The following is a 21,213-nucleotide window of genomic DNA, read 5'->3' as shown; positions in this document are numbered from 1 at the left end:
ACTCATTAAGAAGATATTTAAATCTTTTCCAAATTATAGTAATTAGCTCTATTATCGAAATTAAATGAAATAAGGAGTAAACTTAAGTTTAAGTAAAGGGCGACCTTAATTAAATTTAATATTGTTTCATTAGATTTTGTATATACATTTTTTCAAATAATTTAATTCAAACTTAAAGTTGAGTTCGTGTTAGGCTTCTATACTTTAAGTATTGGATATGCAGTAACAATTGTCAATAACGAGAGACTTAGACGATAGATATACTTAATTAAAGTCAAGACATTTTTTGAGTAATTCCACTTAATCTTCAAGAAATCAAGATTTTTTGAGTAATTCATTTCAAATACAATTTAGTAATAGTGAACTATATTAAGATAGTAGATAACAAGGTTAAATAGCTGTGGAAAAACTCGTATAATAATAAGGTGTTAAAGTACATTATGGAAAAGTTTTAAAAAGAGAGAGTACGCACATTATCTTATGAAAGAAAGAGAAGTTGAAGCTAAAAGATTAGTTGGAAAGAAGAATGTAAGAGGAAAAGTATACGAATATGAATACTTCACATTGCCATTAAATCTATACTTGCCTAAGTCAATGGTAGAGAAATTTGGAACAAAATACATGCTTCAGATCGATGAGGATAGTGGTACAATAACTATAAAGCCTAAATCTGGTCAGTAAGACCAAGGATTTTCCCCTTACGTATAATGAACGTTTTATTAGCTGTGTGGATTTTGATAATTTTGTCCTTTGTTTCAAGTGTAACTATTTTTTCATAAACCTCAGGTTTGTAGAGATTTAAGGAGATTACAATCGTGATTAGATAGATCAGAATAGGTATGACAAAAAGTAATAGGATGAAAATCTCTCTAAAAATTATATATAAAATGGATAGCAATAAGATACTAAAAAATGAAATATAATAAATTTCATTAATATGAGTCTTTTTATAACCTACCTCGTTCTCTGATGTTATAAATATTACATAGTAACCATCATTGCTTAACCCAATTGCTTTCTTTTTCACAGTATTTAATTTGACATAAGAGATATTTAATCGATACCTATTTGAGGATGTGGATAAACAATAAATATTAATAAAAAATACAGTACTACTTAGGATGAAAAGACACCTCTTATTATTTTTAGTTTTAACAAGTATAATATTTGTATCAATAACATATTCCGCTAACCAATTTAATTTTATAAATATTGGAAATTCAATTAGTTATAATATTTATGAAACTTCATCCAGACTTGGAACCTATTTAACCTTCAATATAACTATGAACCTAATTTGGAATGGAACTGCTTTCGTGATAAATGGTGAATCGGTGAATAAAGTATTTCCTGCAATAAATACAAACAATTTAACAATAGAGAACATAAGTGGCTCTTATCCATATCCTCTAAGTGTATGGATTAACACCGCGGCTGCTGGTACACCCAGCGGATTTCTAGAAACAGGTAAGGAATTCACTACTTACAATGGCATTCCGGCTGTGGAATTCCTTGACTATAACAACTACACCTACATCTCACTACAGTATATGATACCCCTAAAGTCATACTACAGTATAAATATAGACCCTGCCTCAAATTTAACATATAGTGCTACCGCTACGTTAACAAAAGGCGACTTAAACTTCTATACTGGACCGTATAACTTGTATAATGTCTCATTGAAATACGTATACCAAAACTACACTGTAGATCTATTCTTATTATTAGCCTCATCTAATGCTAACATTAATTTCCTAAATTACTCTAATCATGTCGCTCTTAACATAACTGGTTCAAAGTTCATAAGTCTGCTAATACCCATAACTACATTCAATGACTTACTTGGAGTGTCTAAGTTCATATATAATGGAAGCATTTACATGATAGTATTAACATCATCGGGAAATGCGTACTATTACAATACATCGGTACCAATAATTGGAAGCTATCTCCCCGGAACAAATTACTACATGATATCGATTCCTTATTCCGGAAACCTAATAATCGTATTTGGAAATCACTACTCAAATTACATTGAGGGAAGTTTCAATGTAAAAAATAGTGAGATAGGTAATGGTTTCTCCCTAATCTACGCATTATCTGCAGTTATAGTAGTTGCAGTTGTTTCTCTAGCTACTTATATGTTAAGAAAGAAGTAACTTAGGGATATCATAAGGAGTATTAGCGACTGGAATTCCAGCTTCTTTAAATGCTCTTATTTTACTCTCAAAAGTTCCCATACCCATGTAAACGACAGCCCCCGCATGTCCCATTCTTTTCTCTCTTGGTGCAGTCATTCCTGCTATGTAAGCTATAACCGGTTTCTTAATTTCTCCCCTCTTATATGCCTCCGCTAATCTCTCCTCCATAGTACCACCTATTTCTCCTATCACGACAATTTTTTCAGTCTCTGGATCTTGATCAAACATCTTCACAACTTCTAAAGTAGTCGTACCAATTATTGGATCTCCTCCTATACCTATAACAGTAGATTGACCCATACCAGAGTTCTTAAGTAACTCTGAAACTTCATATGTTAGCGTACCAGACCTAGATACTATCCCTATTTTACCTTTCTTGAATGCTCTAGCTGGAAGTATTCCAACTAGACTTTCCTCTGGAGCTATTATTCCAGGGCAATTAGGCCCTATTATTCTAGATCCCCTACCTCTAGCATATTTTATAGCTCTAGCCATATCTAAAACCGGTATATGCTCGGTTATAGTTACAATTAGTTTTATTCCCGCATCAACTGCCTCGTATATAGCATCAACTGCGTATCTTGCTGGAACGAAAATTATAGAAGCGTCTGCTTCGTGTTCTTTCATCGCATCCTTTACTGTGTCGTAAACTGGAACACCGTTAACTTGAGTTCCACCCTTACCTGGTGTAACACCAGCAACTATTTTTGTACCATATTTAAGCATTTGTTGTGTATGAAAACTCCCTTCTCTTCCAGTTATTCCTTGAACAATTACCCTAGTATTTTTGTTTATGAGCGTACTGCATCACCTATCATTTTTAATACGTCATCATATACGTTTACTCCATTCTCCCTTAATATTTTCTTCCCTAATTCTTCATTAGTACCTAATAATCTAACAAATATTGGCTTCTTTATCTCCTTTAAGGCATCAACTATACCTAACGCTACTTCATCACATCTAGTAATTCCACCGTAAATATTTATAACAATTTTTTTAACTCTAGGATTACTACCTACTTTAAGAACACTTTCTTTAACATGTTCCCTACTAGCTCCTCCACCAACATCCAAGAAATTCGCTGGATTCCCACCATTTAACTTAACTAGATCCATCGAAGCCATAGTTAATCCTGCCCCATTCCCTATTATCCCTATATCCCCATCTAGTTCCACATAATTATCACGAACTTCATGCCTCCCTAACTCTTTTAACAAATCCTCATGCCTGTATAATGCATTATCCTCTAAAATCACCTTAGAGTCAAGAGCTAATATCCTACCATCGTTAGTTACAGCTAATGGGTTAATCTCAACTAGTTCGGCGTCGTAATCTACAAATAATTTATATAAACCTTGTATTATTTGCCCTAATCCCTTAACTCCTAAATACTTCTCAGCCTCAATAATATCATAACTCCTAACTCCTCTCTCTAGTGGTATTATCATCTTCTTAACATCCTTAGCTTGCTCGACATCAATACCTCCTTCTCTAGATAAAACTAACATTGGCTCTGCAGTTTCCCTATCTAACAATACTGAGACGTAAAACTCCTTCTCATGAGGAACAAACTCCTCCACTAAGAATTTATCTACTCCTAGTTTTTTCAACTCCAAAATAGTATTATAAACGTCATCAGTTACTCTTACAAGACCTCTCTTTCCTCTTGCGCCTTCCAATAGTTGAGATTTCACTACAGCTTTTCCTTGCCATTTTATTGGTTCAGAGGTTACAACACCATTGGGTACTGGTATTCCTACACGCTTAAAAAGATTCTTTCCCTCATATTCGTATAACTTCATATCACATACTTATCACATAAAAATTTAAACATTACTATGCATTACTTAAATTTAGTAAAAGTATTTAAAGAGGTCTATTTTGTATCACGGTGAATTTTCTCTAAATGATATTTACATACGTTCTTCAAAATACAATCTTCACATTTGGGATTTTTAATAAAGCAGAACGCTCTACCTACAGTGACTATTCCAGCATGTAGTAATTTGTATTCATAGACATTTCGCTCTAAGTTTTCTTCTACTAATGTTTTTACTTCATTCTTTTTCATTATGTTAATCCCTAATACTCGAGATAATACTCTCCTACCGTATTCCGATGGTGGGAAATTTGGCTTATGTCCTGCAAAAAGCAAGATTGAATCAGCTGTTTCTTCACCTATGCCATCAATACTTAAAAGTAACTTTCTGTCATAAAATTTGTCAATACTACCTAGATTTATTATGATTTTAGATATATTAATTAATCTCTTGACCTTAGTCTTATAGAAGTTAATCCCCTTTAATATATCATATAATTCTTGCTCTGTTGCATTGTATAATCTATAAAAATCAGTCAAACCTTTATTCCTCATCTCTTCCACTTTGCTTTTTACAATTTCCCATCTTGACATCTGAACCAATATTGCCGAAATAATTATTTCCTCTGCACTTTTTAGTCCGTCCCACCATTCATAAGAATTTTCAGATGAAACTATCCAACCTTTTTCCTTCAATACATTTCTATTATGTTCAAATATTTCCAATAATACTTCAAATATTTTACTAACCATTATAGTTCACTCAATACATGTCTAACTAGATTTGGAGTACCTATATCAAAAACGTTAGGTTTATTAGCATTTTCTATAGCTTCTAATAAAACGTTATAGTCGCTCCACGTTATTGGATCACTCAAAAATGTGGCTCCCAATATCTCAGCATACTTCTTGGCATCGCTTGACGTAGTTGCACTCTTCCAATCATTATTATAAACTATTATTACAGGCTTCCTGTACATTACTACAGCTTCCATTGCAGTCTTACCTTGATGTGTTATCACTAAAGATGCGTTAGCTATCCATTTTTCTAAATCTGGATCAAAACTAAACGTAGTAATATTTTGATTACGATAAATTGTCGGATCTACTTTCCCCGTCTGTATGACAATCCTCTTCCCTATAACATATTTTACAACTACGTCGAATAACCTCTTAAAACCCATACTACCAGCCGTAACTAATATGTAGCCTTCATCTTTACTCTCATACTTAGGCTTTTCAACGATAGGTCCCACAACAATACCCTTTTTTTCATAAAGCCTCTTTTGCTCTTGCCAATGAAGAAATATACCCTTAGCGTAATTCGATATTATACTTATAGCCTTTCCCTTGGTGATAAGTCTATCCTGACTTTCGATACCGTAAACCTTCCCACCTTTTAAGTATTGAAAAAATGAAGGAAATATGGAGTGATTACTTCCGGTAGCTATAATTAGGTCATATTTCTTAAGATTAGCGCTCTTCATTATAATAGAGAATAGTCTCTTAAATAATACTAGACTACTTTCATCTGGTTCTCTTCCTTTAGGTATTTCATAGATTTTATTTGCGTATTGTGATATCATCTGTCTACTGTAAGAGTCATTTTTAGGTATTACGAAATCCACTTTTTCGGGTAAATATTGTGCAATAGCCCTGGCAAATCCTGTATGACCACCACCACTAGCTATTATTAGGATTCGTGACACAATACTCTTTGTAACAGCTAAAGATTTAAGTTAAATGACATAGCGATATTTATGGAAAGTTATAAGCCAATGTGGCTAAAAGGTGCGATAATTTTAGCCATAAATCTAATAGAAAAGGGATATAAGCCAGTCGCAGTTGGACTAGGCGAAAGGGATTTCTACATCGATGTGAAATCGGACACTAGCATTACCTTAGATGAGGTAAAAAAGGCAATTAATGAAAACGTTCAAGCTAATATATCAATTAGTAATAATGAAGTAGTATATAAAGGAAACAAGGTTTCAATAGTAGAGGATAAGGTTTCAATTTCAACCACTCTAAATCCCAAGTATTTTGAAATTTTAAATATCTCAACCCATCATCCTAATCCCAATGAACAATACGTTAGAATTAGGGGTGTGGCTTTCGAGACTGAAGAACAACTGAAGGACTACCTTACTTGGTTAGAAAAAGCTGAAGAGACTGACCATAGGTTAATTGGAGAAAGGTTAGACTTGTTTAGTTTTCACGAAGAAGCTGGATCCGGATTAGTACTATTTCATCCTAAAGGACAAACGATAAGAAATGAACTCATTGCATTTATGAGAGAGATAAATGACAGTATGGGATATCAAGAAGTTTATACTAGTCACGTTCTAAAGACTGATATATGGAAGATATCTGGTCATTACACCTTGTATAGGGATAAGCTAATCGTGTTTAACATGGAAGGTGACGAGTACGGAGTAAAACCAATGAATTGCCCAGCACATATCCTAATTTACAAATCTAAACCCAGAACCTATCGTGATCTTCCAATTAGATTCTCAGAGTTTGGTCACGTATATAGATGGGAAAAGAAAGGGGAATTGTATGGGTTACTTAGAGTTAGAGGTTTCGTCCAGGACGATGGTCACATTTTCCTTAGAGAAGATCAACTAAAGGAAGAGATTAAGATGCTCATTTCTAAGACCGTAGAAGTTTGGCATAAGTTTGGTTTCAAAGACGACGATATTAAGCCTTATTTAAGTACTAGGCCGGATGAAAGTATAGGTTCTGATGAACTGTGGGAAAAAGCTACTAACGCGTTGATCTCCGCGTTGCAAGAATCGGGCTTAAAATTTGGTATTAAGGAAAAGGAAGGTGCGTTTTATGGACCTAAAATCGACTTCGAGATAAGGGATAGTCTAGGTAGATGGTGGCAACTATCAACGATACAAGTTGACTTCAACTTGCCAGAAAGGTTCAAGTTGGAATATATTGATAAGGATGGAATAAAAAAGAGGCCGGTAATGGTGCATAGAGCAATATATGGATCAATAGATAGATTTATTGCAATATTACTGGAACACTTTAAAGGTAAGTTACCTACGTGGTTGAGCCCAGTACAAGTTAAGGTTTTACCAATAACTGACGAGATAAACGAATATGCAGAAAAAGTGCTAAACGATTTGAGAAAAAGGAGAATAAGGGCAGAGATCGATTACGCCGGAGAGACTTTAAGTAAGAGGATTAAGAACGCATATGATCAAGGAGTTCCATACATATTAATAGTTGGTAAGAAGGAAGCTAGTGAGGGTACAGTAACTGTTAGAGCTAGGGGTAACGTTGAAGTGAGGAACGTTAAGTTTGAAAAGTTACTAGAGCTATTGATTAACGAGATTGCGCAAAGGGATGTAGAGCAGACTGCAGTAAAAGCGTTAAAATAGCTAATTTTTATATCAATATGTAGTATATTAATTCTTGTGCTAGTATATGGTTTATACAAAAGTCCTTTTGGTTACATAACAGTAGCTAAGGATGATAAAGGATTCATTATGTTAGATTTTTGTAATTGTGTAGAAGGAAATTCTAGAGATGACAGTAATTTTGCTGATTTCTTCCATAAGTTAGATCTTTACTTTGAAGGTAAACCAGTAAACTTAAGGGAGCCTATTAGCATAAAAACCTATCCCTTTAGGTTATCAGTATTTAAAGAAGTAATGAAGATTCCTTGGGGAAAGGTTATGACGTATAAACAGATCGCTGATTCACTGGGAACCTCACCAAGGGCTGTTGGCATGGCGTTATCTAAAAATCCAATTCTTCTAATCATACCATGCCATCGAGTAATAGCTGAGAACGGCATTGGAGGATATTCCAGAGGAGTCAAGTTGAAGAGAGCCTTATTGGAATTGGAGGGAGTCAAATTACCAGAATGATATGAAAAATTTATTATACAGTTGTGCAACCAGAACTTTTTATAAAAAAGTTTTATATCATCTATGAGTTACTTGAATATTTTTCCCAGAAGTCCAAGCTGACAAGTTTATGTCTTTAGAGCTAAAGAATTCATGACAGCAGTTATGAGATTTTAACGTAGTTTAAAGATTTTCATTAGTCCCACTATCCCTCCTAAATGCCTTTCAACGAACCTCAACAACTCCTCAACGCTCCTTAAGTTAAGGGAGGCCAATAGCTCCCTAACCGCGTTAACGAGCATCACGAAGAGGAGGACATAACCTTGAAGCCTAATCCTCTTGAAGAAAGAGGTATCTTGAAGACCTAGAACCTTAATGTCCCTGTGAAACTTCTCGATCTCCCACCTTATCCTCCAAGTCTCCTCAACCTCTTCCTTGCTAAGGGATAGGTCAGTAGTATAGAGGTTCCTCCTGCCGTAATCTTTATATTCCTCGACGAACAACTTAACTGTAATAACTTTGTCCTTCAGGGTCAAGTCAACCAAATAACTTCCAGGGGGTAGATCGCCCACGTGAAGGTGACCCTCCACCTCATCATGGGTCCCCTGGATTGACTTGACTCTGAGGACTCTCCTATTGGACTTCAGTTCAGACACTACCTTGTCAGTGACGAGCTCACTCGACCAATACCAAGAGTCGAAGACGACTCTCATCACTTGAAACTTCTCTCTCAGCAGCTTCATTAATGCAGAGGCCATCTGGATCTTGGTTTGGAACTCCTTCACCATTCCCCTCTCGTACATTTCTCTAATGGCGTAGGGGAAGGCTCCTATCATGTAAGCTTTCTTGGTGTTAAGATCGTAGATTGCGATTGTTAGTAATTGGACTCCGGATTCGAATCTCTTGTGTGCTTGACACCACATGATGTAGTTTCCTTGTCCGCTCGCTCTGTTTCTAGCTCTAGCGTATTCCTTGTGGTCGAACGTGTCGTCGATTATGATCACTACTGGTCCTTTGATTAGTTCTCTTAATTTGTCTAGGTAGTTCGTCCACGCTTTTTCCACTTCCTCTAATGCTTTGAGTAGGTTGTTGTAATCTAGGTTGAACGTTTGTGAGATGTTCTTCACGCTAGCTCTATCGCTTATGAATGCGATTAAGGCTAGTGCGATAGCGACCTTTTTTGTTAGTCCTTGCATCCTTAGTGTTCCTACTACGAAATTGATGGTGTTTACGAGTTCTGTCTTAGCTCTACTTGCCAAGTCCTTGATCTCGTTTTTCATACCTTTTAATAAAATGACCTAGAATGTTAAAAACTTTCTAGGTAGTACCGTAGACTCGGTACTACTAAGGGAAAATATGATAACTGCTGTCATGAAAAGAAATTGCAGATAATGCTCCACACTATGAAGTTTTTAGGCTACTATAAGAAAATGTTTATTAAATTAGAAATAATATGTATGTTATGCATGCAGTTATTTTAGCAGGCGGTTATGGTAAGAGATTAAGACCACTTACAGATGATAGACCTAAGCCATTGATTGAAATAGCTGGGAGACCAATCATAGAATGGCAGATCTCTTGGCTTAAACAATTCGGTATTACGTCATTTATAATATTAACGGGTTATAAATGGGAGGTTCTCATAAAGTGGTTAAGTGACAACGAAAAGAGATTAGGAATTTCAACGTATTTTTCTATAGAGGAGGAACCTTTAGGTACTGGAGGAGCGCTCAAGAAGGTCGAGAAATTATTAAGTACTGAAAATGCATTTATAGTACTCAATGGCGATATAATCACTAATTTAGACATAAGTAAGTTAAAAGTATCTAGTGAAAACGTAATGTCAATGTCACTTGTTCCCTTAAAGAGCCCATATGGAATAGTAGAGACTAAGGACGATAAGATTATAGATTTTAAGGAGAAGCCAATCTTAGAAAACTACTGGATAAATGCAGGAGTTTATTTAATGAAAAAGGAAATATTCAAATACTTACCAGAGAAGGGAGACATGGAAAAACTCACTTTTCCGAAACTTGCTAAAGAATCATTATTGATGGGCATCAAGTATTATGATGTCTATTGGAGATCAATAGATACAATAAAAGATATAGAGGAGGTCTATGAAGATTTAATAAAGATGAAGAACGGGCTAAGCACTGAAAGGTGAAGATCAAATCCGCGCCTGATTTAATGAATTATGATAACTTCCTCATCCTCCTCTACTAACCATTTTTTCACTGCCTCTTTAACGCCGAGATCCTTAATATCATTCATTAATCGATCCATCAATCTATTAATTACCAAATCTCTACAATCGTCCGGCACGTTCTCCTTAATTATTAAAAATATTTGTTTTATTAACTTTAATTCCTCTTCCTCGTCAATCATATTAGAAATTTTGCTTAAAACCATTAGTGAGATTCACGAAAGTATTTTTTGTCTCACAGCTTCTACTATCTTTGGCAACGAAATTTCTACTGGTTCTCTAACAACGTAATCTGCAATACTATCCAATGGGGTCTCCTCCATGTTTAAAATTATCAGTTTACCTCCTCTTTCCTTAACAGTTTGTGGAATTAAATTGGCTGGATACACAGTTAATGAAGAACCTATTGAGATTACGAGATCAGATTCATAAGCGATACTTAAAGCCTCATAAATATTCTTAACTGGTTCTCCAAAAAGCACAACATCTGGCCTTATTATCCCACCACACTCACATCTAGGTGGAATAATACCCTTTTCTATCATACCTAAGACGTTTAGCGAATCATATGTCCTTAAACATGAAACACAGTACGATCTCCTCATAGTTCCGTGAAGTTCAATAACATTCTTGGAACCAGCTTTCTGATGCAAACCGTCGATATTTTGCGTTATTATTACCTTAATTATACCCATTTTTTCTAATTCAGCCAGTGAGTAGTGTGCCTTATTAGGTTTGGCTTCAAATAATCCCCTCATCCTCAATGAATAGAACTCCCAAAATTTTTTAGGTTCTTTTTCAAAATATTCTACAGTAGCTAACTCTGGAGAATACTTTTTCCATAGTCCTTGAGGGCCTCTAAAATCGGGAATACCGGAAGCTGTACTGATTCCGGCTCCGGTAAAGGCTATTGCGTAAGAAGAGGAAATAAGTTCTTCAGCTATTTTCTCATACTCCATAATTAGAATATACTACTAGTAAGTAAATAAGATTTTTAAAATAAAAAAGGGGGTTTAACTTTTATCATTTTAGATCTTCCGCAGATATGTTACTTTTAGTCTTGAATCCTAGGGCATTAGCTATAAGTGTACCTATAACTGAAATAACTAGATTTAGCACTAACGCTATCACTGCAGCATACATTAAACCAAAGGGTGTAGGATATAGAGATGAGGCACGAGGCAATCCAAACGTGAAAAACATGTAAGTTCCGCTTCCAATTCCAATAGCCCATCCAGCAGTTAATGCCCACGGATTAAACCATTCTGTATATAAACCTAGGAACACTGCCGGTAATGTCTGTGTTATAAATATTCCTCCTAACAATTGAAGGGTGATGGCATATGTGGATGGAACTAGGAAGACGAAGGCTAAAGCTAAGAACTTTATAACCGCTGAAATCCACTTAGCTAACGAAGTTTCCCCTTTAGGTGTAATGCTTGGATTTACCTCCTTAATTACATTTCTCACTAGCAAGTTAGCAGCCGCAATAGCCATTATTGCTGCCGGGACTAAACCACCTACAAATATACCGAGTAACATTATACCAGCAGCCCAGTCTGGCATAGTTGATGTTATTAATGCAGGAACTACTAGAGCGCCCCCATATTTAGATACAACACTTAACGCGTTTGGTACTGCGTAAACTAGAATGCCGAACATAGCTATTATTGCCAGACCAATTCCGTAAATTGGAAGTAAGGCAGTACTATACATTAACTTATTCTTGTCATCAGCACTTAATGAACCGTTTATTGCATGTGGATAAAGGTATAGGGCTAATGCACTCCCTAAGAATAAACTCCAATATGCTACATCTAAGTTACTTGGTAATGTAGAATATTTTGCTGAAAGATTTGCTGAATTTATAACGCTAAAGGCGTGAGCGAAACCTCCATATTGTAGTGGCACGATTACGATTATCGATATAACCGTAATCCAGATCAAAATATCCTTAAAGACTCCAGATAATGCAGCTCCTCTAAGGCCAGAAGTGTACGTAAATGCAGCTAAAATTATGAAGGAAACTATTAGGGAGATTTCAGATACTAAGGCCTCGTTACCTATTCCTAATAGCATTATCTGCAAGACCGACTTCATACCTACTATTTGTAGTGCTATATAAGGTAATTCGGCAACTACACCAGTTAATGCTATTAAAACTGCTAAAATACTACTATTGAATCTATCCTTAACGAAATCAGCTGCAGTCACATAACCTCTATTTCTCGAAACAATCCATAACCTAGGCATTGTTAACATTGCTATTGCAAAGGTTAAAGAAACATATGGTACTGCGAAGAAATATATCGCACCTTTAGCGTAAAGGCCTGATGGTACTGCAATAAAAGTATATGCTGTATATAAATCTGCACCCATTAAGAACCATACTAGAACAGTACCTAATCTTCTACCAGCCAATCCCCATTCGTGAAGCAAATCTAAGTTTCCCTTTCTCCAAAAGGCTCCATAAAATCCAAGAAATACAAATATTATGAAAAGCACTATAAAAACTATCATTCCAGCTAGCCCTAACACCTACATCACCTTCTGGCAAGAAGGAGTGCAGCTACTGAGAAAAGTATTGTTGATATTACTAGCCACAATGTTTGATACCAATAGAAGAATGGCAAACTCCCTAAATCTGGCTCTACTTTATTATATGTTGGTATCGGAAAATATACGATAAATGGTATTATAATTAATATTCCAGCTAAAACTCTTTTACCACTAACCATTTTATCACTATTTTTCGATGAGTAATTCCATGTATATAATTCTTTCTTTCATTATATCGTTTGAAACATTAAAGTATTCATCGAATGGTATTAACTTTAATGAACTGATATTATCAAGAATAGTTATATCTTAATTGTTCTCTAGATACTCTAGCACATATTTAGCCAATTCCTCAATTTCCTTCGGCATGCTTAGTTGATTAAGAGGTGTATATATTGCTTCCTTTTTGAATGGAATTTTAACTATTTTATCAGTTAGATTCTCAACCTTGCTAATGTCTATTCTTTCTCTAGGATTATACATATTTATTACTGAGGATATCACGTCAAAATTTACCAAATCTGTACCCAACAATATACTCAATTCATTATTAACATAATCCTTAAACAATTCAATAAATGCTAAACTCTCATCTAACAAAATCTGATTGGGGGGTAGTATTAAGATCATATTGTAATTCAATCTCTTTTCCCTTAAATAAGTATAGTAAGCTTGAAGCTCAGTATCTAAACAAACATCTGAAGGTATTGGTGGATTGTCAACTATCATCAAATCGTAATCCGAAAATCCATTATAGATTTCTGCTATTTTTCTGGGTTCTACATTTTTTATCTTTCTACTGCAGCCTAGATTAACTACTGTAAGTTTACTATCAACTTCCTTAAAATAAGATGGATAAGACTGATCCATTGTCAAATAAGATAGTAAGTTGCCTCTTATATTATAGACTCTACTAATTGTAGACGTTAAATCTTTATCTATCAATAATGTTCTAAGGTTCGTAGCAAGCAATTTAGTTAGAAAATAAGCTATAAATGATTTTCCTACACCTCCTTTAACGCTCACTATGTCAATTCTTTCCATTATAAGAATCATTTAATCATTAGAGTTTAAATAAGTTAGTAGTTTCCAGTAATGTGAAAAAGTAAAGACAACTCTAAACTTATAAGACTAATAATATATTGGGTGTAAAGCAAAAGTTTATAAACTACAATATATAGAAAGTTTACCATGGCTAAGAAAAGAAGCAAGTTAGAAATTATACAGGCGATACTAGAGGCTTGTAAATCTGGTTCTCCTAAGACCAGAATAATGTATGGTGCCAATTTGAGCTATGCTCTAACTGGAAGATATATAAAGATGTTAATGGATTTGGAAATCATAAAACAAGAAGGAAAGCAATACATGTTAACTAAAAAGGGAGAGGAACTACTTGAAGATATAAGGAAATTCAACGATATGAGAAAGAGCATGGATCAACTAAAGGAGAAAATTAATAGCGTTCTATCTATTAAACAATAAAAGGAAGTTTTTTCCTTTAAATACTAGTAGTTTTTTCCATCTCTACACCCATCATCTTTGCTATCTTTTCCTTTAAATCCTTCACTAATTGGTCTAGATCACTGAGTAATTTATCGCTTAAATACTGTGCATTCACTTTATACGTATATGCTCTTCTCCCTTTTTTAGAAGTTTCCATTTTTTCTTTAATTATTATATTCTTCTTCTCAAGATTTAATATAGATTTATTTACAACAGATTTTGTAATATTTAATTCGTTTGAAATTTCCTCCATTGTTAGTGGATTCTGAGATTTAATTAGTAGTTTTAAAATTTCTATATCCCTATCGCTAAGCCCATAAAGGAATTTTACTACGTTGAAGATATCGGCTACTCTTCCATCCGGCATGCTTATTTCATTTTTACCTTGCATGATTAGAGGATTTCATAAAACTCTTAAAAATCTTTTGGTAACTTGTAAACTTAATTTATAATGATAAAAGATAATAGTTAAAATTACGATTTATTTAGGATCTAATATACCATTTCTTAACGCATATATTGCCCTAATTAACTCGGCATGACTCCACGCTAAGGGAGAAACTGATGGATAATTATCATGCTCATCGATTTGTTCTGGTATAACCCCAGTTGGTAGAGATTTCGATATAACCCAATCTATTTTCTCCTTAGCCTTTTCTTTCTCACCCATTAACGAATAAACCTCAGACAACCATAATGTAGATTAGTAGTTTCCTGAAAATGACGTCAATTTGAAATACCTTAAAAACTTTTTAGGATGATAATACCAAGACTAAACAATGAAAATAACGAGTCTCTTCAACAGGAGATTTGCAAGGGTAAGGAAGTACCTAGAGAAAGTGAAGAAGACGCTAGGCAGTAAATCCCTAGAGAAGTTACTGGGTGCATCTCTGATCGAGGATGGATCAATGAGGGCCAAGTGCACCACGGCTGGAATTGACTACGAATACGCCTTGAGGAAGTTAGAGGAGGTCGCTAAGGTCGATCTAATCGAAGTAGTGAAGGAATTAGTAGGGGAACACAAGGTCCAGCTCTCAATAGACGATACACTAAACGAGAAATACTACGCTAAAGCCGCGTGGGTCTCAGGTCACATGACCCAATTCTTCTACTCCAGGAAGGATAAAACCTACATCCCAGCACACCAAATCCTTGTAGCCACAATAAGAGACTTGGAAACCAACGAGGTCTACCTGATCCACCTCGAGATCTACCTACCACAAAAAGTCGTGAATATCTTGAAACAAGAAGGGAAGCCAGTCCAGTTCAGAACGAAGATCGAAATCGCAATTGAGCTGATAGAGAAAGTGAGGAGGAGGCTTAACGTTAGTTCAATAGCGTTCGATTCGTGGTACGTGAACGGGAGAACTCTTCTGCCCGGTGTTGTTTCGGAACTCAAGGCGAGCGCGCGGGTTACCGAGGGAGGTAGATCCGTGCCGGTCGCCGAGTTCCCCGAGGGAGAGTTCTCCGTCACGTACCTCGGCGTTCCTATTAAATTAATTGTAGTTGACAATTATAAAGGTTGCGGGAGGAGGTACTTCTTCACGACCGATCTAACCATGACCTCTGAGGAGGTAATAACGACTTGGGAGAATAGGTGGGATGTTGAAACTATGATAAGGGATTTGAAGGTCCTAGGCCTTAGGAGCAGTTCGTTCAAGAGCGTAGTCAAGATCCTCGGATACATGAAGCTTGTTGGACTAGTTGTGAACTTCCTCCACATCTTGAAGTATGAGCTCGGTTCCCACCTTGGTGTAAAGGCTCTCTCAAGGTACTTGAAAAACGTTTATGGATACTTCTTTGACTATAAGAAACTATTCAGACTACGATAAAATCTATAAAGTACTATGTAGATATAAACCAAACATTGGGTTTATCACCTCCTCTCAAATATTGATCACCCTCATACCTAGCTAATCCCATTTTAACATTTAACTTCTCTATTACAGTCTCTAAATTCTTAGCAAACCGAGAATCATCAATTGGAATTACGTTAAATATTGGCGCTAATAATGTACTTGCGTCAACAGTTTTATCGATCTTATAAACTTGACCTTCCTTTATGTATATTGTTCTAGCGTAATGGTCACCAACCCAAAATAGATCTAGCGCATTGCGCATCTGATCTGAGACATTTTCGTATTTTTTAGCTAGCTCATCTTCTCCGAAAAACCTCGCAAAATTTGCTGCAGCTCTTAATGCGGCAATTACAGTTATTGCGGTATAAAAGTGAATACCAATTCTCTCTTCCCATAGATCGAATGAGGGAAGTGGAAGCCCAGTAGCCTTTTCTCTATAATTTATTAGAAAATCAGCTATTCCCTTCACCATAGGTCTATAGTACGTCTTTATAAAATCAACATCCTTCCATCTTGAGAAATGAAACCATAAAGCGTAAAGTACTAATGCAGTTTCGTCTTCTTGAATAGGCAAATAGTCTAAAGTCCAAGGATGCCATGTAGAACCGAAATGTCCTTCGACAGTGTATTTATGAAACAGTGCTCCATTTATTGTAAAAAGTTTTCTAGTAAATTCAAAGAATTGTCTAGATCTATCAAAGTATCCCATTAGCTCAAGAGCTAAAATGCAAAATACTGCATCCCTATGCCATACGTAGTTATATGTATCTCTATTAAACTTCATAATATCAGTATCGAGTGATGCTACTATGGCACCATTGTTCTGTACATGTGATTGCAAAATTAATAAGTTCTTCCTCAAAATGGAATTATAATCGCCATAATCGTCTACTTTACTTATCCATCCACTCCAATAATCCTTAACCCTTTTAAACAAAACCTGGGGTGTTCTTTTCCTCACGTAATCGTTTAAACCCCTAACTTCGTTATAATTCTTACCAGCTACCAACCATATGTAAAAATCTTCTCCATACAATTTGAAACTACTAGCGAAATCCACTGAACCTTGAGCAATTGGATTGCCTGAAAGCTCACCATCCTCACAATCCTTCCATGTACCTAAAAGTCCTTTATATTCCTTAATTCCCGTAGCATACTGGTAGAAGAGAATGGAAGATGAAACCAAAAACCATCTAGAACCTTTATATTGTATCATAGACTCAGAGTAAGGATCAAAAAGTGCAGTATTACCGTCTGGTGTTCCACCAACATGAAAATCAAAGGTGTTAAAAACTCTAACGTCTTTATCTTCTACATTCTTTACTGAAACTTTTCTAATCCAAATATCATAAGCCATATCTATTACATCTTCTAAATAAAAATTAACTCCTTCAAAGGAGAAAGAGGAATATACTGCTAAGGTATTATCTATATACCCAATCTTTGGACTTAAATTATCTAGCCATGAGAACTTACCGTTAACGAATACTCCAAACCTACCCTTGTGTAAGTTGTTTGAAGTTGTTAATGGCCAATACAATTCTCTTATAGTAAAATTACCATCATATAAGACTGTTAATGATCCATTGCCTAAAATCAAATATCTTGTCATATATAATACATAATGTTAAATTCCCTTTTATTCTAACCCCTTTTAACACAAATCTAATAACTCACGTATAAAATACAAGCGTGCTCTGTCTATTTATGTTTAGAAGGGATCTGAGGTTAGATGATAATACTGGACTAATCAAAGCTCTAGAGGAATGCGAGAAAGTCATCCCTGCATTTATACTGGATCCCAGACAAGTTGGTGATGAAAATCAGTACAAATCGGAATTTGCCTTAAACTTTATGATTAACTCATTAAATGAGCTAAATGACGAGTTAAGGGAAAGGGGATCACGGCTTTACGTTTATTACGGAGTTGCTGAAGAAGTAATAAAGAGCTTACTTAAAGAGGTTGACGCGATTTATCTAAATGAAGACTATACTCCCTTTAGCAAAATGAGAGACAAAAGAATCTACGAATATTGTGAGGAAAGTGGAAAAACTGTAAAATCTTTTGAGGATTACTTACTCACTACCAAGAACGATTTTAAAAACTATAGGAACTTCACAACATTTTACAACGCAGTGAAGAATAAGCAAGTTAGGAAGCCCATTCAAAATAATTATACGAATTACTATAGAAATTCTCTGGGAGATGAATATGAACTACCGCCTCGTAGAGGGGTAAGAGGAGGAAGAAAGGAGGCCTTGAAATTAATAGATAGAGCAAAACATATCGACTATAGTAGGAGGGACTTTGTAGCAGAGGATAACAGGACTTTTCTTTCACCTCATCTGAAATTTGGAACTGTATCCGTAAGAGAAGTTTATTATTTTCTAATAGATAATCAGGCTATAATTAGACAATTGTATTGGAGGGATTTCTATACCTTATTGGCTTACTATAATGAGAGGGTATTTCATGAACCTTTAAGAAGTGAGTACAATTGTGTTGAGTGGGAGAATAATCAAAGACTATTTCGAGCTTGGGTTGAGGGAAAAACTGGATACCCAATAATTGATGCTGGAATGAGGCAATTGCAACTAACTGGAGATATGCCAAACAGGGTTAGAATGTTGACCGCATTTTTCTTAGTTAAGGTTCTTCTAATAGATTGGAAGATAGGTGAGAAATACTTTGCAAGTAAACTAATTGACTATGATCCTTCAGTTAACAATGGGAATTGGCAATGGGTCGCCTCAGTAGGTACTGATTATATATTTAGAGTATTTGATCCCTGGAAACAGCAGATTACTTATGATCCTGAGGCAAAGTATATAAAAAAGTGGGTAAACGAATTGGAAAGCTATGACGCAGAGATTATACATAATGTGTACAAATATACTCTGAAAAACTATCCTAAACCTATAGTAGATTGGAGAATAAGGGTAAATATTGCAAAAAGGCTTTACGAGATATGCAAAAAATCTAAACTGAAATAAGTTTCTTTTTCGAATTTGGTACGATGTAAATGTAATTCCTTCGTAAGAAACGCTTATTTATTAATGATTTTAATTTCTTATTGATGTCGGCAAAAACGTTAACTGAGAAAATTCTAAGTAGAGCTTCTGGAAAGGACGTCTCACCGGGAGATGTTATAGAGGCTAAGGTAGACATAGTAGCATTTCATGACTTAACTGGTTACCATGTGATTGAGGTAATGGAAAAAGCTAACATGGTCAAAGTTTTCGATAAAAATAAATTGGTAATAGCTTTCGATCATCTAGCTCCTCCTCCCGATGTAAGGAGCGCTGAAATTCAAGGATATATAAGAAAGTTCGTTAAATCAGAAGGCATTCCTAATTTTTACGATATAAACTATGGAATTTTACACGAAATTATGATAGAGCAATACGCAAACCCTGGACAAGTTATTTTAGCAGCAGATAGCCATACAACTACATCCGGTGCTGTAGGAGCATTTGCTCAAGGTATGGGAGCTAGTGACATTGCTGCAGCTGTGATAACTGGCAAAACTTGGTTAGTAGTTCCACAACCATTTAAAGTAGTTTTAGATGGTAGACCGGCTAAGTGGATAACTGGGAAAGATGTAGCATTAAAATTGCTAGGAGATTTTAAGGCAGATTACTTTAATGGAATGGCGTTGGAAATATTTGTTAAGGATCCGTTAAGTTTTCCAATGGATTATAGGGCAACAGTATCAAATATGGGAATTGAAATGAATGCTGATGCACTAATGTTCATACCAGATCAAGAGACAAGGAGATATATCAAAGAAATGAGAGGATATGAACCAGAACTGGTTACACCAGATAACGGTGCAAAATACGTTGATGAGTATACTATTCAATTAGACAAAATGGAACCTCTTGTTGCAGCTCCTCATAGTGTAGATAACGTTAAGGTCGTGAATGAATTAGAGGGTACTCCAGTAGATCAAGTTTACATAGGCTCTTGTACAAATGGTAGGCTGAGCGATTTCGAGATAGCCGCTAAAATAATGAAAGGAAAGAAGGTAAAGAGTAGATGTATCGCTATCCCCGCGTCTTACAGAATGTTTAAGGAGGCTTTAGAGAGAGGTTACATACAAACACTAGTCGATGCGGGATGTATCGTAACGTATGGAACTTGCGGACCGTGCTTAGGAGGACACTTCGGCATAGCCGGGCCTGGTGAGAACATTGTGTCAACAAGCTCCAGAAACTTTAAAGGGAGAATGGGAAGTAATGAGGCTAAAGTTTACTTAGCTGGCCCTGCTGTTGCCGCAATTAGTGCATTGGAAGGTAAGATTACAGATCCTAGGGTGTTATGAATGATAATAGAAGGTCCAGTAATTAAGTTTGGTGACAAAATAGATACTGATATAATAATTCCAGCTAGGTACTTAAAATATACTGACCCACAGTATTTGGCTCAGCACGCTATGGAACCATTAGATCCAGAATTTTACAAGAAGGCATCAAAGGGTGTTATAATAGTAGCGGGTAAAGTATTTGGAATGGGATCCTCAAGAGAACAAGCTGCCATAGCCCTTAAGGCTGCTGGAGTCAAGGCAATAATCGCTGAGTCGTTCGCTAGAATATTCTATAGGAATGCGATTAATAATGGTTTGCCAGTTATAACGTTGTCAAATTGCACTAAGGAGATAAATGAAAACAGTTATGTTAAAATTAACGTGGAGACTGGTGAAATCATAGTTGATAATAAGGTGCTTAAGGGAAAGGGCATAACTGGAATGGCATTAGAGATACTGGAATCTGGAGGAATAATGGAATATCTAAAGAAGATGCAGACAGTAAACCGAAACTAAAAAGTTTATTTTTTAGTTTTTAATACTATTATTGTGAAGTGGATTATTATCGGTTTGGTCTCTCTATTGCTTACGCTCGTTGATTATAGGATTGGAATAGAGAGTGTTAAACTCGTTTATGGATATTCAGTATATCAACTTTTAACTACCATGCCGTTTAACGTTATTTATCTTTGTTTGATTTTTTCAATAGAGTTATTAATTCTAAACACACTTCTAAAATTAAAAAGAATTTCCAATATTTTTCATCGTAAAGATAAATCCCCAATGTAGTTTACAATAGGAAAAACGGTCGAAAAGCTTTTAAGAATTTATAAGAAGAGAGAAAACGGTGAAGCTGTTGGAAGAATCCTAGAGGCCTTAGATAT

Annotated in this window: 22 protein-coding genes and 2 pseudogenes; 11 read left to right on the top strand and 13 right to left on the bottom strand. The window is 35.4% G+C overall.

Features of this window, described 5'->3' with window-relative positions:
- Nucleotides 1-480: 480 nt before the first annotated feature.
- Together GFS03_RS02955 and GFS03_RS02945 are read left to right on the top strand one after the other, a co-directional pair.
- On the top strand, nucleotides 481-681 hold the full coding sequence (locus GFS03_RS02955; protein ID WP_153422442.1) for a hypothetical protein: 201 nt from the start codon (nucleotides 481-483) through the stop codon (nucleotides 679-681).
- A gap of 440 nt (nucleotides 682-1,121) precedes the next feature.
- Nucleotides 1,122-2,162: a hypothetical protein gene (locus tag GFS03_RS02945; protein WP_153422440.1), complete on the top strand. Its 1,041-nt coding sequence runs from the start codon at nucleotides 1,122-1,124 to the stop codon at nucleotides 2,160-2,162.
- On the opposite strand, the gene sucD is transcribed toward GFS03_RS02945, so the two are convergent.
- The 4 genes from sucD to GFS03_RS02925 form a co-directional block, all read right to left on the bottom strand.
- Entirely contained in the window at nucleotides 2,148-2,999 is an 852-nt protein-coding gene (gene sucD / locus GFS03_RS02940) for a succinate--CoA ligase subunit alpha (protein ID WP_153422439.1), read from the bottom strand. The two genes, GFS03_RS02945 and sucD, sit on opposite strands and share 15 nt — an antisense overlap.
- Nucleotides 2,996-4,009 (bottom strand): succinate--CoA ligase subunit beta, encoded by a 1,014-nt coding sequence (locus GFS03_RS02935; protein WP_153422438.1) that lies wholly within the window; start codon nucleotides 4,007-4,009, stop codon nucleotides 2,996-2,998. The genes sucD and GFS03_RS02935 overlap by 4 nt, the downstream gene beginning before the upstream one ends.
- 74 nt (nucleotides 4,010-4,083) lie before the next feature.
- Nucleotides 4,084-4,779, bottom strand: a complete 696-nt coding sequence (locus GFS03_RS02930; protein WP_153422437.1) for an endonuclease III domain-containing protein — start codon at nucleotides 4,777-4,779, stop codon at nucleotides 4,084-4,086.
- Nucleotides 4,779-5,735: a UDP-N-acetylglucosamine--N-acetylmuramyl-(pentapeptide) pyrophosphoryl-undecaprenol N-acetylglucosamine transferase gene (locus GFS03_RS02925; protein WP_153422436.1), complete on the bottom strand. Its 957-nt coding sequence runs from the start codon at nucleotides 5,733-5,735 to the stop codon at nucleotides 4,779-4,781. Before GFS03_RS02925 ends, GFS03_RS02930 begins: the two co-directional genes overlap by 1 nt.
- A 51-nt stretch (nucleotides 5,736-5,786) precedes the next feature.
- Here GFS03_RS02925 and thrS point away from each other — a divergent pair, with 51 nt between their 5' ends.
- Both thrS and GFS03_RS02915 read left to right on the top strand, forming a co-directional pair.
- On the top strand, nucleotides 5,787-7,424 hold the full coding sequence (gene thrS / locus GFS03_RS02920; RefSeq protein WP_153422435.1) for a threonine--tRNA ligase: 1,638 nt from the start codon (nucleotides 5,787-5,789) through the stop codon (nucleotides 7,422-7,424).
- 36 nt (nucleotides 7,425-7,460) lie between these two features.
- Entirely contained in the window at nucleotides 7,461-7,916 is a 456-nt protein-coding gene (locus GFS03_RS02915) for a methylated-DNA--[protein]-cysteine S-methyltransferase (protein ID WP_153422434.1), read from the top strand.
- Nucleotides 7,917-8,068: 152 nt separating this feature from the next.
- Here the strand turns inward: GFS03_RS02915 and GFS03_RS02910 are convergent, their stop codons facing one another.
- Entirely contained in the window at nucleotides 8,069-9,175 is a 1,107-nt protein-coding gene (locus tag GFS03_RS02910) for an ISNCY family transposase (protein ID WP_153422433.1), read from the bottom strand.
- Between the two features lie 173 nt (nucleotides 9,176-9,348).
- Between GFS03_RS02910 and GFS03_RS02905 the strand changes: the two genes are divergently transcribed.
- Nucleotides 9,349-10,062: a nucleotidyltransferase family protein gene (locus tag GFS03_RS02905; protein ID WP_153422432.1), complete on the top strand. Its 714-nt coding sequence runs from the start codon at nucleotides 9,349-9,351 to the stop codon at nucleotides 10,060-10,062.
- A 20-nt stretch (nucleotides 10,063-10,082) separates the two neighbouring features.
- Here GFS03_RS02905 and GFS03_RS02900 read toward each other — a convergent pair whose 3' ends face one another.
- The 5 genes from GFS03_RS02900 to GFS03_RS02880 all read right to left on the bottom strand — a co-directional run bounded on the left by GFS03_RS02900 (nucleotide 10,083) and on the right by GFS03_RS02880 (nucleotide 13,704).
- Nucleotides 10,083-10,283, bottom strand: coding sequence for a hypothetical protein (locus tag GFS03_RS02900; RefSeq protein ID WP_153422431.1), 201 nt, complete (start codon nucleotides 10,281-10,283; stop codon nucleotides 10,083-10,085).
- A gap of 33 nt (nucleotides 10,284-10,316) precedes the next feature.
- A complete protein-coding gene (gene cobB / locus GFS03_RS02895; protein WP_153422430.1) occupies nucleotides 10,317-11,060 on the bottom strand; it encodes an NAD-dependent protein deacetylase in 744 nt (247 codons plus the stop codon).
- A 64-nt stretch (nucleotides 11,061-11,124) separates the two neighbouring features.
- Nucleotides 11,125-12,639 (bottom strand): sodium:solute symporter family protein, encoded by a 1,515-nt coding sequence (locus tag GFS03_RS02890; protein ID WP_153422429.1) that lies wholly within the window; start codon nucleotides 12,637-12,639, stop codon nucleotides 11,125-11,127.
- Nucleotides 12,640-12,644: 5 nt separating this feature from the next.
- Entirely contained in the window at nucleotides 12,645-12,839 is a 195-nt protein-coding gene (locus tag GFS03_RS02885; protein WP_153422428.1) for a DUF3311 domain-containing protein, read from the bottom strand.
- Between the two features lie 130 nt (nucleotides 12,840-12,969).
- Complete coding sequence (locus GFS03_RS02880; RefSeq protein WP_153422427.1) at nucleotides 12,970-13,704, bottom strand: ParA family protein; 735 nt, start codon at nucleotides 13,702-13,704, stop codon at nucleotides 12,970-12,972.
- Between the two features lie 147 nt (nucleotides 13,705-13,851).
- On the opposite strand from GFS03_RS02880, the gene GFS03_RS02875 reads away from it, so the two are divergent.
- The gene (locus GFS03_RS02875) at nucleotides 13,852-14,142 is read left to right on the top strand and encodes a winged helix-turn-helix domain-containing protein (RefSeq protein WP_153422426.1); all 291 of its coding nucleotides are present in this window, start codon (nucleotides 13,852-13,854) and stop codon (nucleotides 14,140-14,142) included.
- Between the two features lie 16 nt (nucleotides 14,143-14,158).
- Here the strand turns inward: GFS03_RS02875 and GFS03_RS02870 are convergent, their stop codons facing one another.
- Both GFS03_RS02870 and GFS03_RS02865 read right to left on the bottom strand, forming a co-directional pair.
- Entirely contained in the window at nucleotides 14,159-14,554 is a 396-nt protein-coding gene (locus tag GFS03_RS02870; RefSeq protein ID WP_153422425.1) for a helix-turn-helix domain-containing protein, read from the bottom strand.
- Between the two features lie 90 nt (nucleotides 14,555-14,644).
- A pseudogene (locus GFS03_RS02865) lies at nucleotides 14,645-14,866 on the bottom strand (glycoside hydrolase family 15 protein); the annotation flags it as partial.
- A gap of 76 nt (nucleotides 14,867-14,942) precedes the next feature.
- Here GFS03_RS02865 and GFS03_RS02860 point away from each other — a divergent pair.
- Nucleotides 14,943-15,995 carry an ISNCY family transposase gene (locus tag GFS03_RS02860; protein WP_153422088.1) on the top strand — a complete coding sequence of 351 codons (1,053 nt, stop codon included), beginning with the start codon at nucleotides 14,943-14,945 and terminating at the stop codon, nucleotides 15,993-15,995.
- A 16-nt stretch (nucleotides 15,996-16,011) separates the two neighbouring features.
- On the opposite strand, the pseudogene GFS03_RS02855 reads toward GFS03_RS02860, so the two are convergent.
- Nucleotides 16,012-17,634: pseudogene (locus GFS03_RS02855) on the bottom strand (glycoside hydrolase family 15 protein); the annotation flags it as partial.
- Between the two features lie 80 nt (nucleotides 17,635-17,714).
- Here GFS03_RS02855 and GFS03_RS02850 point away from each other — a divergent pair.
- From GFS03_RS02850 to GFS03_RS13740, 4 genes are all read left to right on the top strand, one after another.
- Entirely contained in the window at nucleotides 17,715-19,016 is a 1,302-nt protein-coding gene (locus GFS03_RS02850; protein WP_153422424.1) for a cryptochrome/photolyase family protein, read from the top strand.
- Between the two features lie 83 nt (nucleotides 19,017-19,099).
- Nucleotides 19,100-20,347: a 3-isopropylmalate dehydratase large subunit gene (locus GFS03_RS02845; protein WP_153422423.1), complete on the top strand. Its 1,248-nt coding sequence runs from the start codon at nucleotides 19,100-19,102 to the stop codon at nucleotides 20,345-20,347.
- Nucleotides 20,348-20,845, top strand: coding sequence for a 3-isopropylmalate dehydratase small subunit (locus GFS03_RS02840; RefSeq protein WP_153422422.1), 498 nt, complete (start codon nucleotides 20,348-20,350; stop codon nucleotides 20,843-20,845).
- A gap of 33 nt (nucleotides 20,846-20,878) precedes the next feature.
- Nucleotides 20,879-21,118, top strand: a complete 240-nt coding sequence (locus GFS03_RS13740) for a hypothetical protein (RefSeq protein ID WP_153422421.1) — start codon at nucleotides 20,879-20,881, stop codon at nucleotides 21,116-21,118.
- The last annotated feature ends 95 nt before the right edge of the window (nucleotides 21,119-21,213 follow it).

Source organism: Sulfolobus sp. E5-1-F, assembly GCF_009601705.1.
Classification (GTDB): Archaea; Thermoproteota; Thermoprotei_A; order Sulfolobales; family Sulfolobaceae; genus Saccharolobus.
Note: the sequence above shows the minus strand (reverse complement) of the source record. Positions and strands in the feature narration are given on the sequence as shown.

Bases quoted from the DNA above. Each gene is read 5' to 3' on its own strand.
- GFS03_RS02955 (WP_153422442.1), top strand. From the start codon at position 481: ATGAAAGAAAGAGAAGTTGAAGCTAAAAGATTAGTTGGAAAGAAGAAT.
- GFS03_RS02945 (WP_153422440.1), top strand. From the start codon at position 1,122: ATGAAAAGACACCTCTTATTATTTTTAGTTTTAACAAGTATAATATTT.
- GFS03_RS02935 (WP_153422438.1), bottom strand. From the start codon at position 4,009: ATGAAGTTATACGAATATGAGGGAAAGAATCTTTTTAAGCGTGTAGGA.
- GFS03_RS02930 (WP_153422437.1), bottom strand. From the start codon at position 4,779: ATGGTTAGTAAAATATTTGAAGTATTATTGGAAATATTTGAACATAAT.
- thrS (WP_153422435.1), top strand. From the start codon at position 5,787: ATGGAAAGTTATAAGCCAATGTGGCTAAAAGGTGCGATAATTTTAGCC.
- GFS03_RS02910 (WP_153422433.1), bottom strand. From the start codon at position 9,175: ATGAAAAACGAGATCAAGGACTTGGCAAGTAGAGCTAAGACAGAACTC.
- GFS03_RS02905 (WP_153422432.1), top strand. From the start codon at position 9,349: ATGTATGTTATGCATGCAGTTATTTTAGCAGGCGGTTATGGTAAGAGA.
- GFS03_RS02900 (WP_153422431.1), bottom strand. From the start codon at position 10,283: ATGATTGACGAGGAAGAGGAATTAAAGTTAATAAAACAAATATTTTTA.
- cobB (WP_153422430.1), bottom strand. From the start codon at position 11,060: ATGGAGTATGAGAAAATAGCTGAAGAACTTATTTCCTCTTCTTACGCA.
- GFS03_RS02885 (WP_153422428.1), bottom strand. From the start codon at position 12,839: ATGGTTAGTGGTAAAAGAGTTTTAGCTGGAATATTAATTATAATACCA.
- GFS03_RS02880 (WP_153422427.1), bottom strand. From the start codon at position 13,704: ATGGAAAGAATTGACATAGTGAGCGTTAAAGGAGGTGTAGGAAAATCA.
- GFS03_RS02875 (WP_153422426.1), top strand. From the start codon at position 13,852: ATGGCTAAGAAAAGAAGCAAGTTAGAAATTATACAGGCGATACTAGAG.
- GFS03_RS02870 (WP_153422425.1), bottom strand. From the start codon at position 14,554: ATGCAAGGTAAAAATGAAATAAGCATGCCGGATGGAAGAGTAGCCGAT.
- GFS03_RS02860 (WP_153422088.1), top strand. From the start codon at position 14,943: ATGAAAATAACGAGTCTCTTCAACAGGAGATTTGCAAGGGTAAGGAAG.
- GFS03_RS02845 (WP_153422423.1), top strand. From the start codon at position 19,100: ATGTCGGCAAAAACGTTAACTGAGAAAATTCTAAGTAGAGCTTCTGGA.
- GFS03_RS02840 (WP_153422422.1), top strand. From the start codon at position 20,348: ATGATAATAGAAGGTCCAGTAATTAAGTTTGGTGACAAAATAGATACT.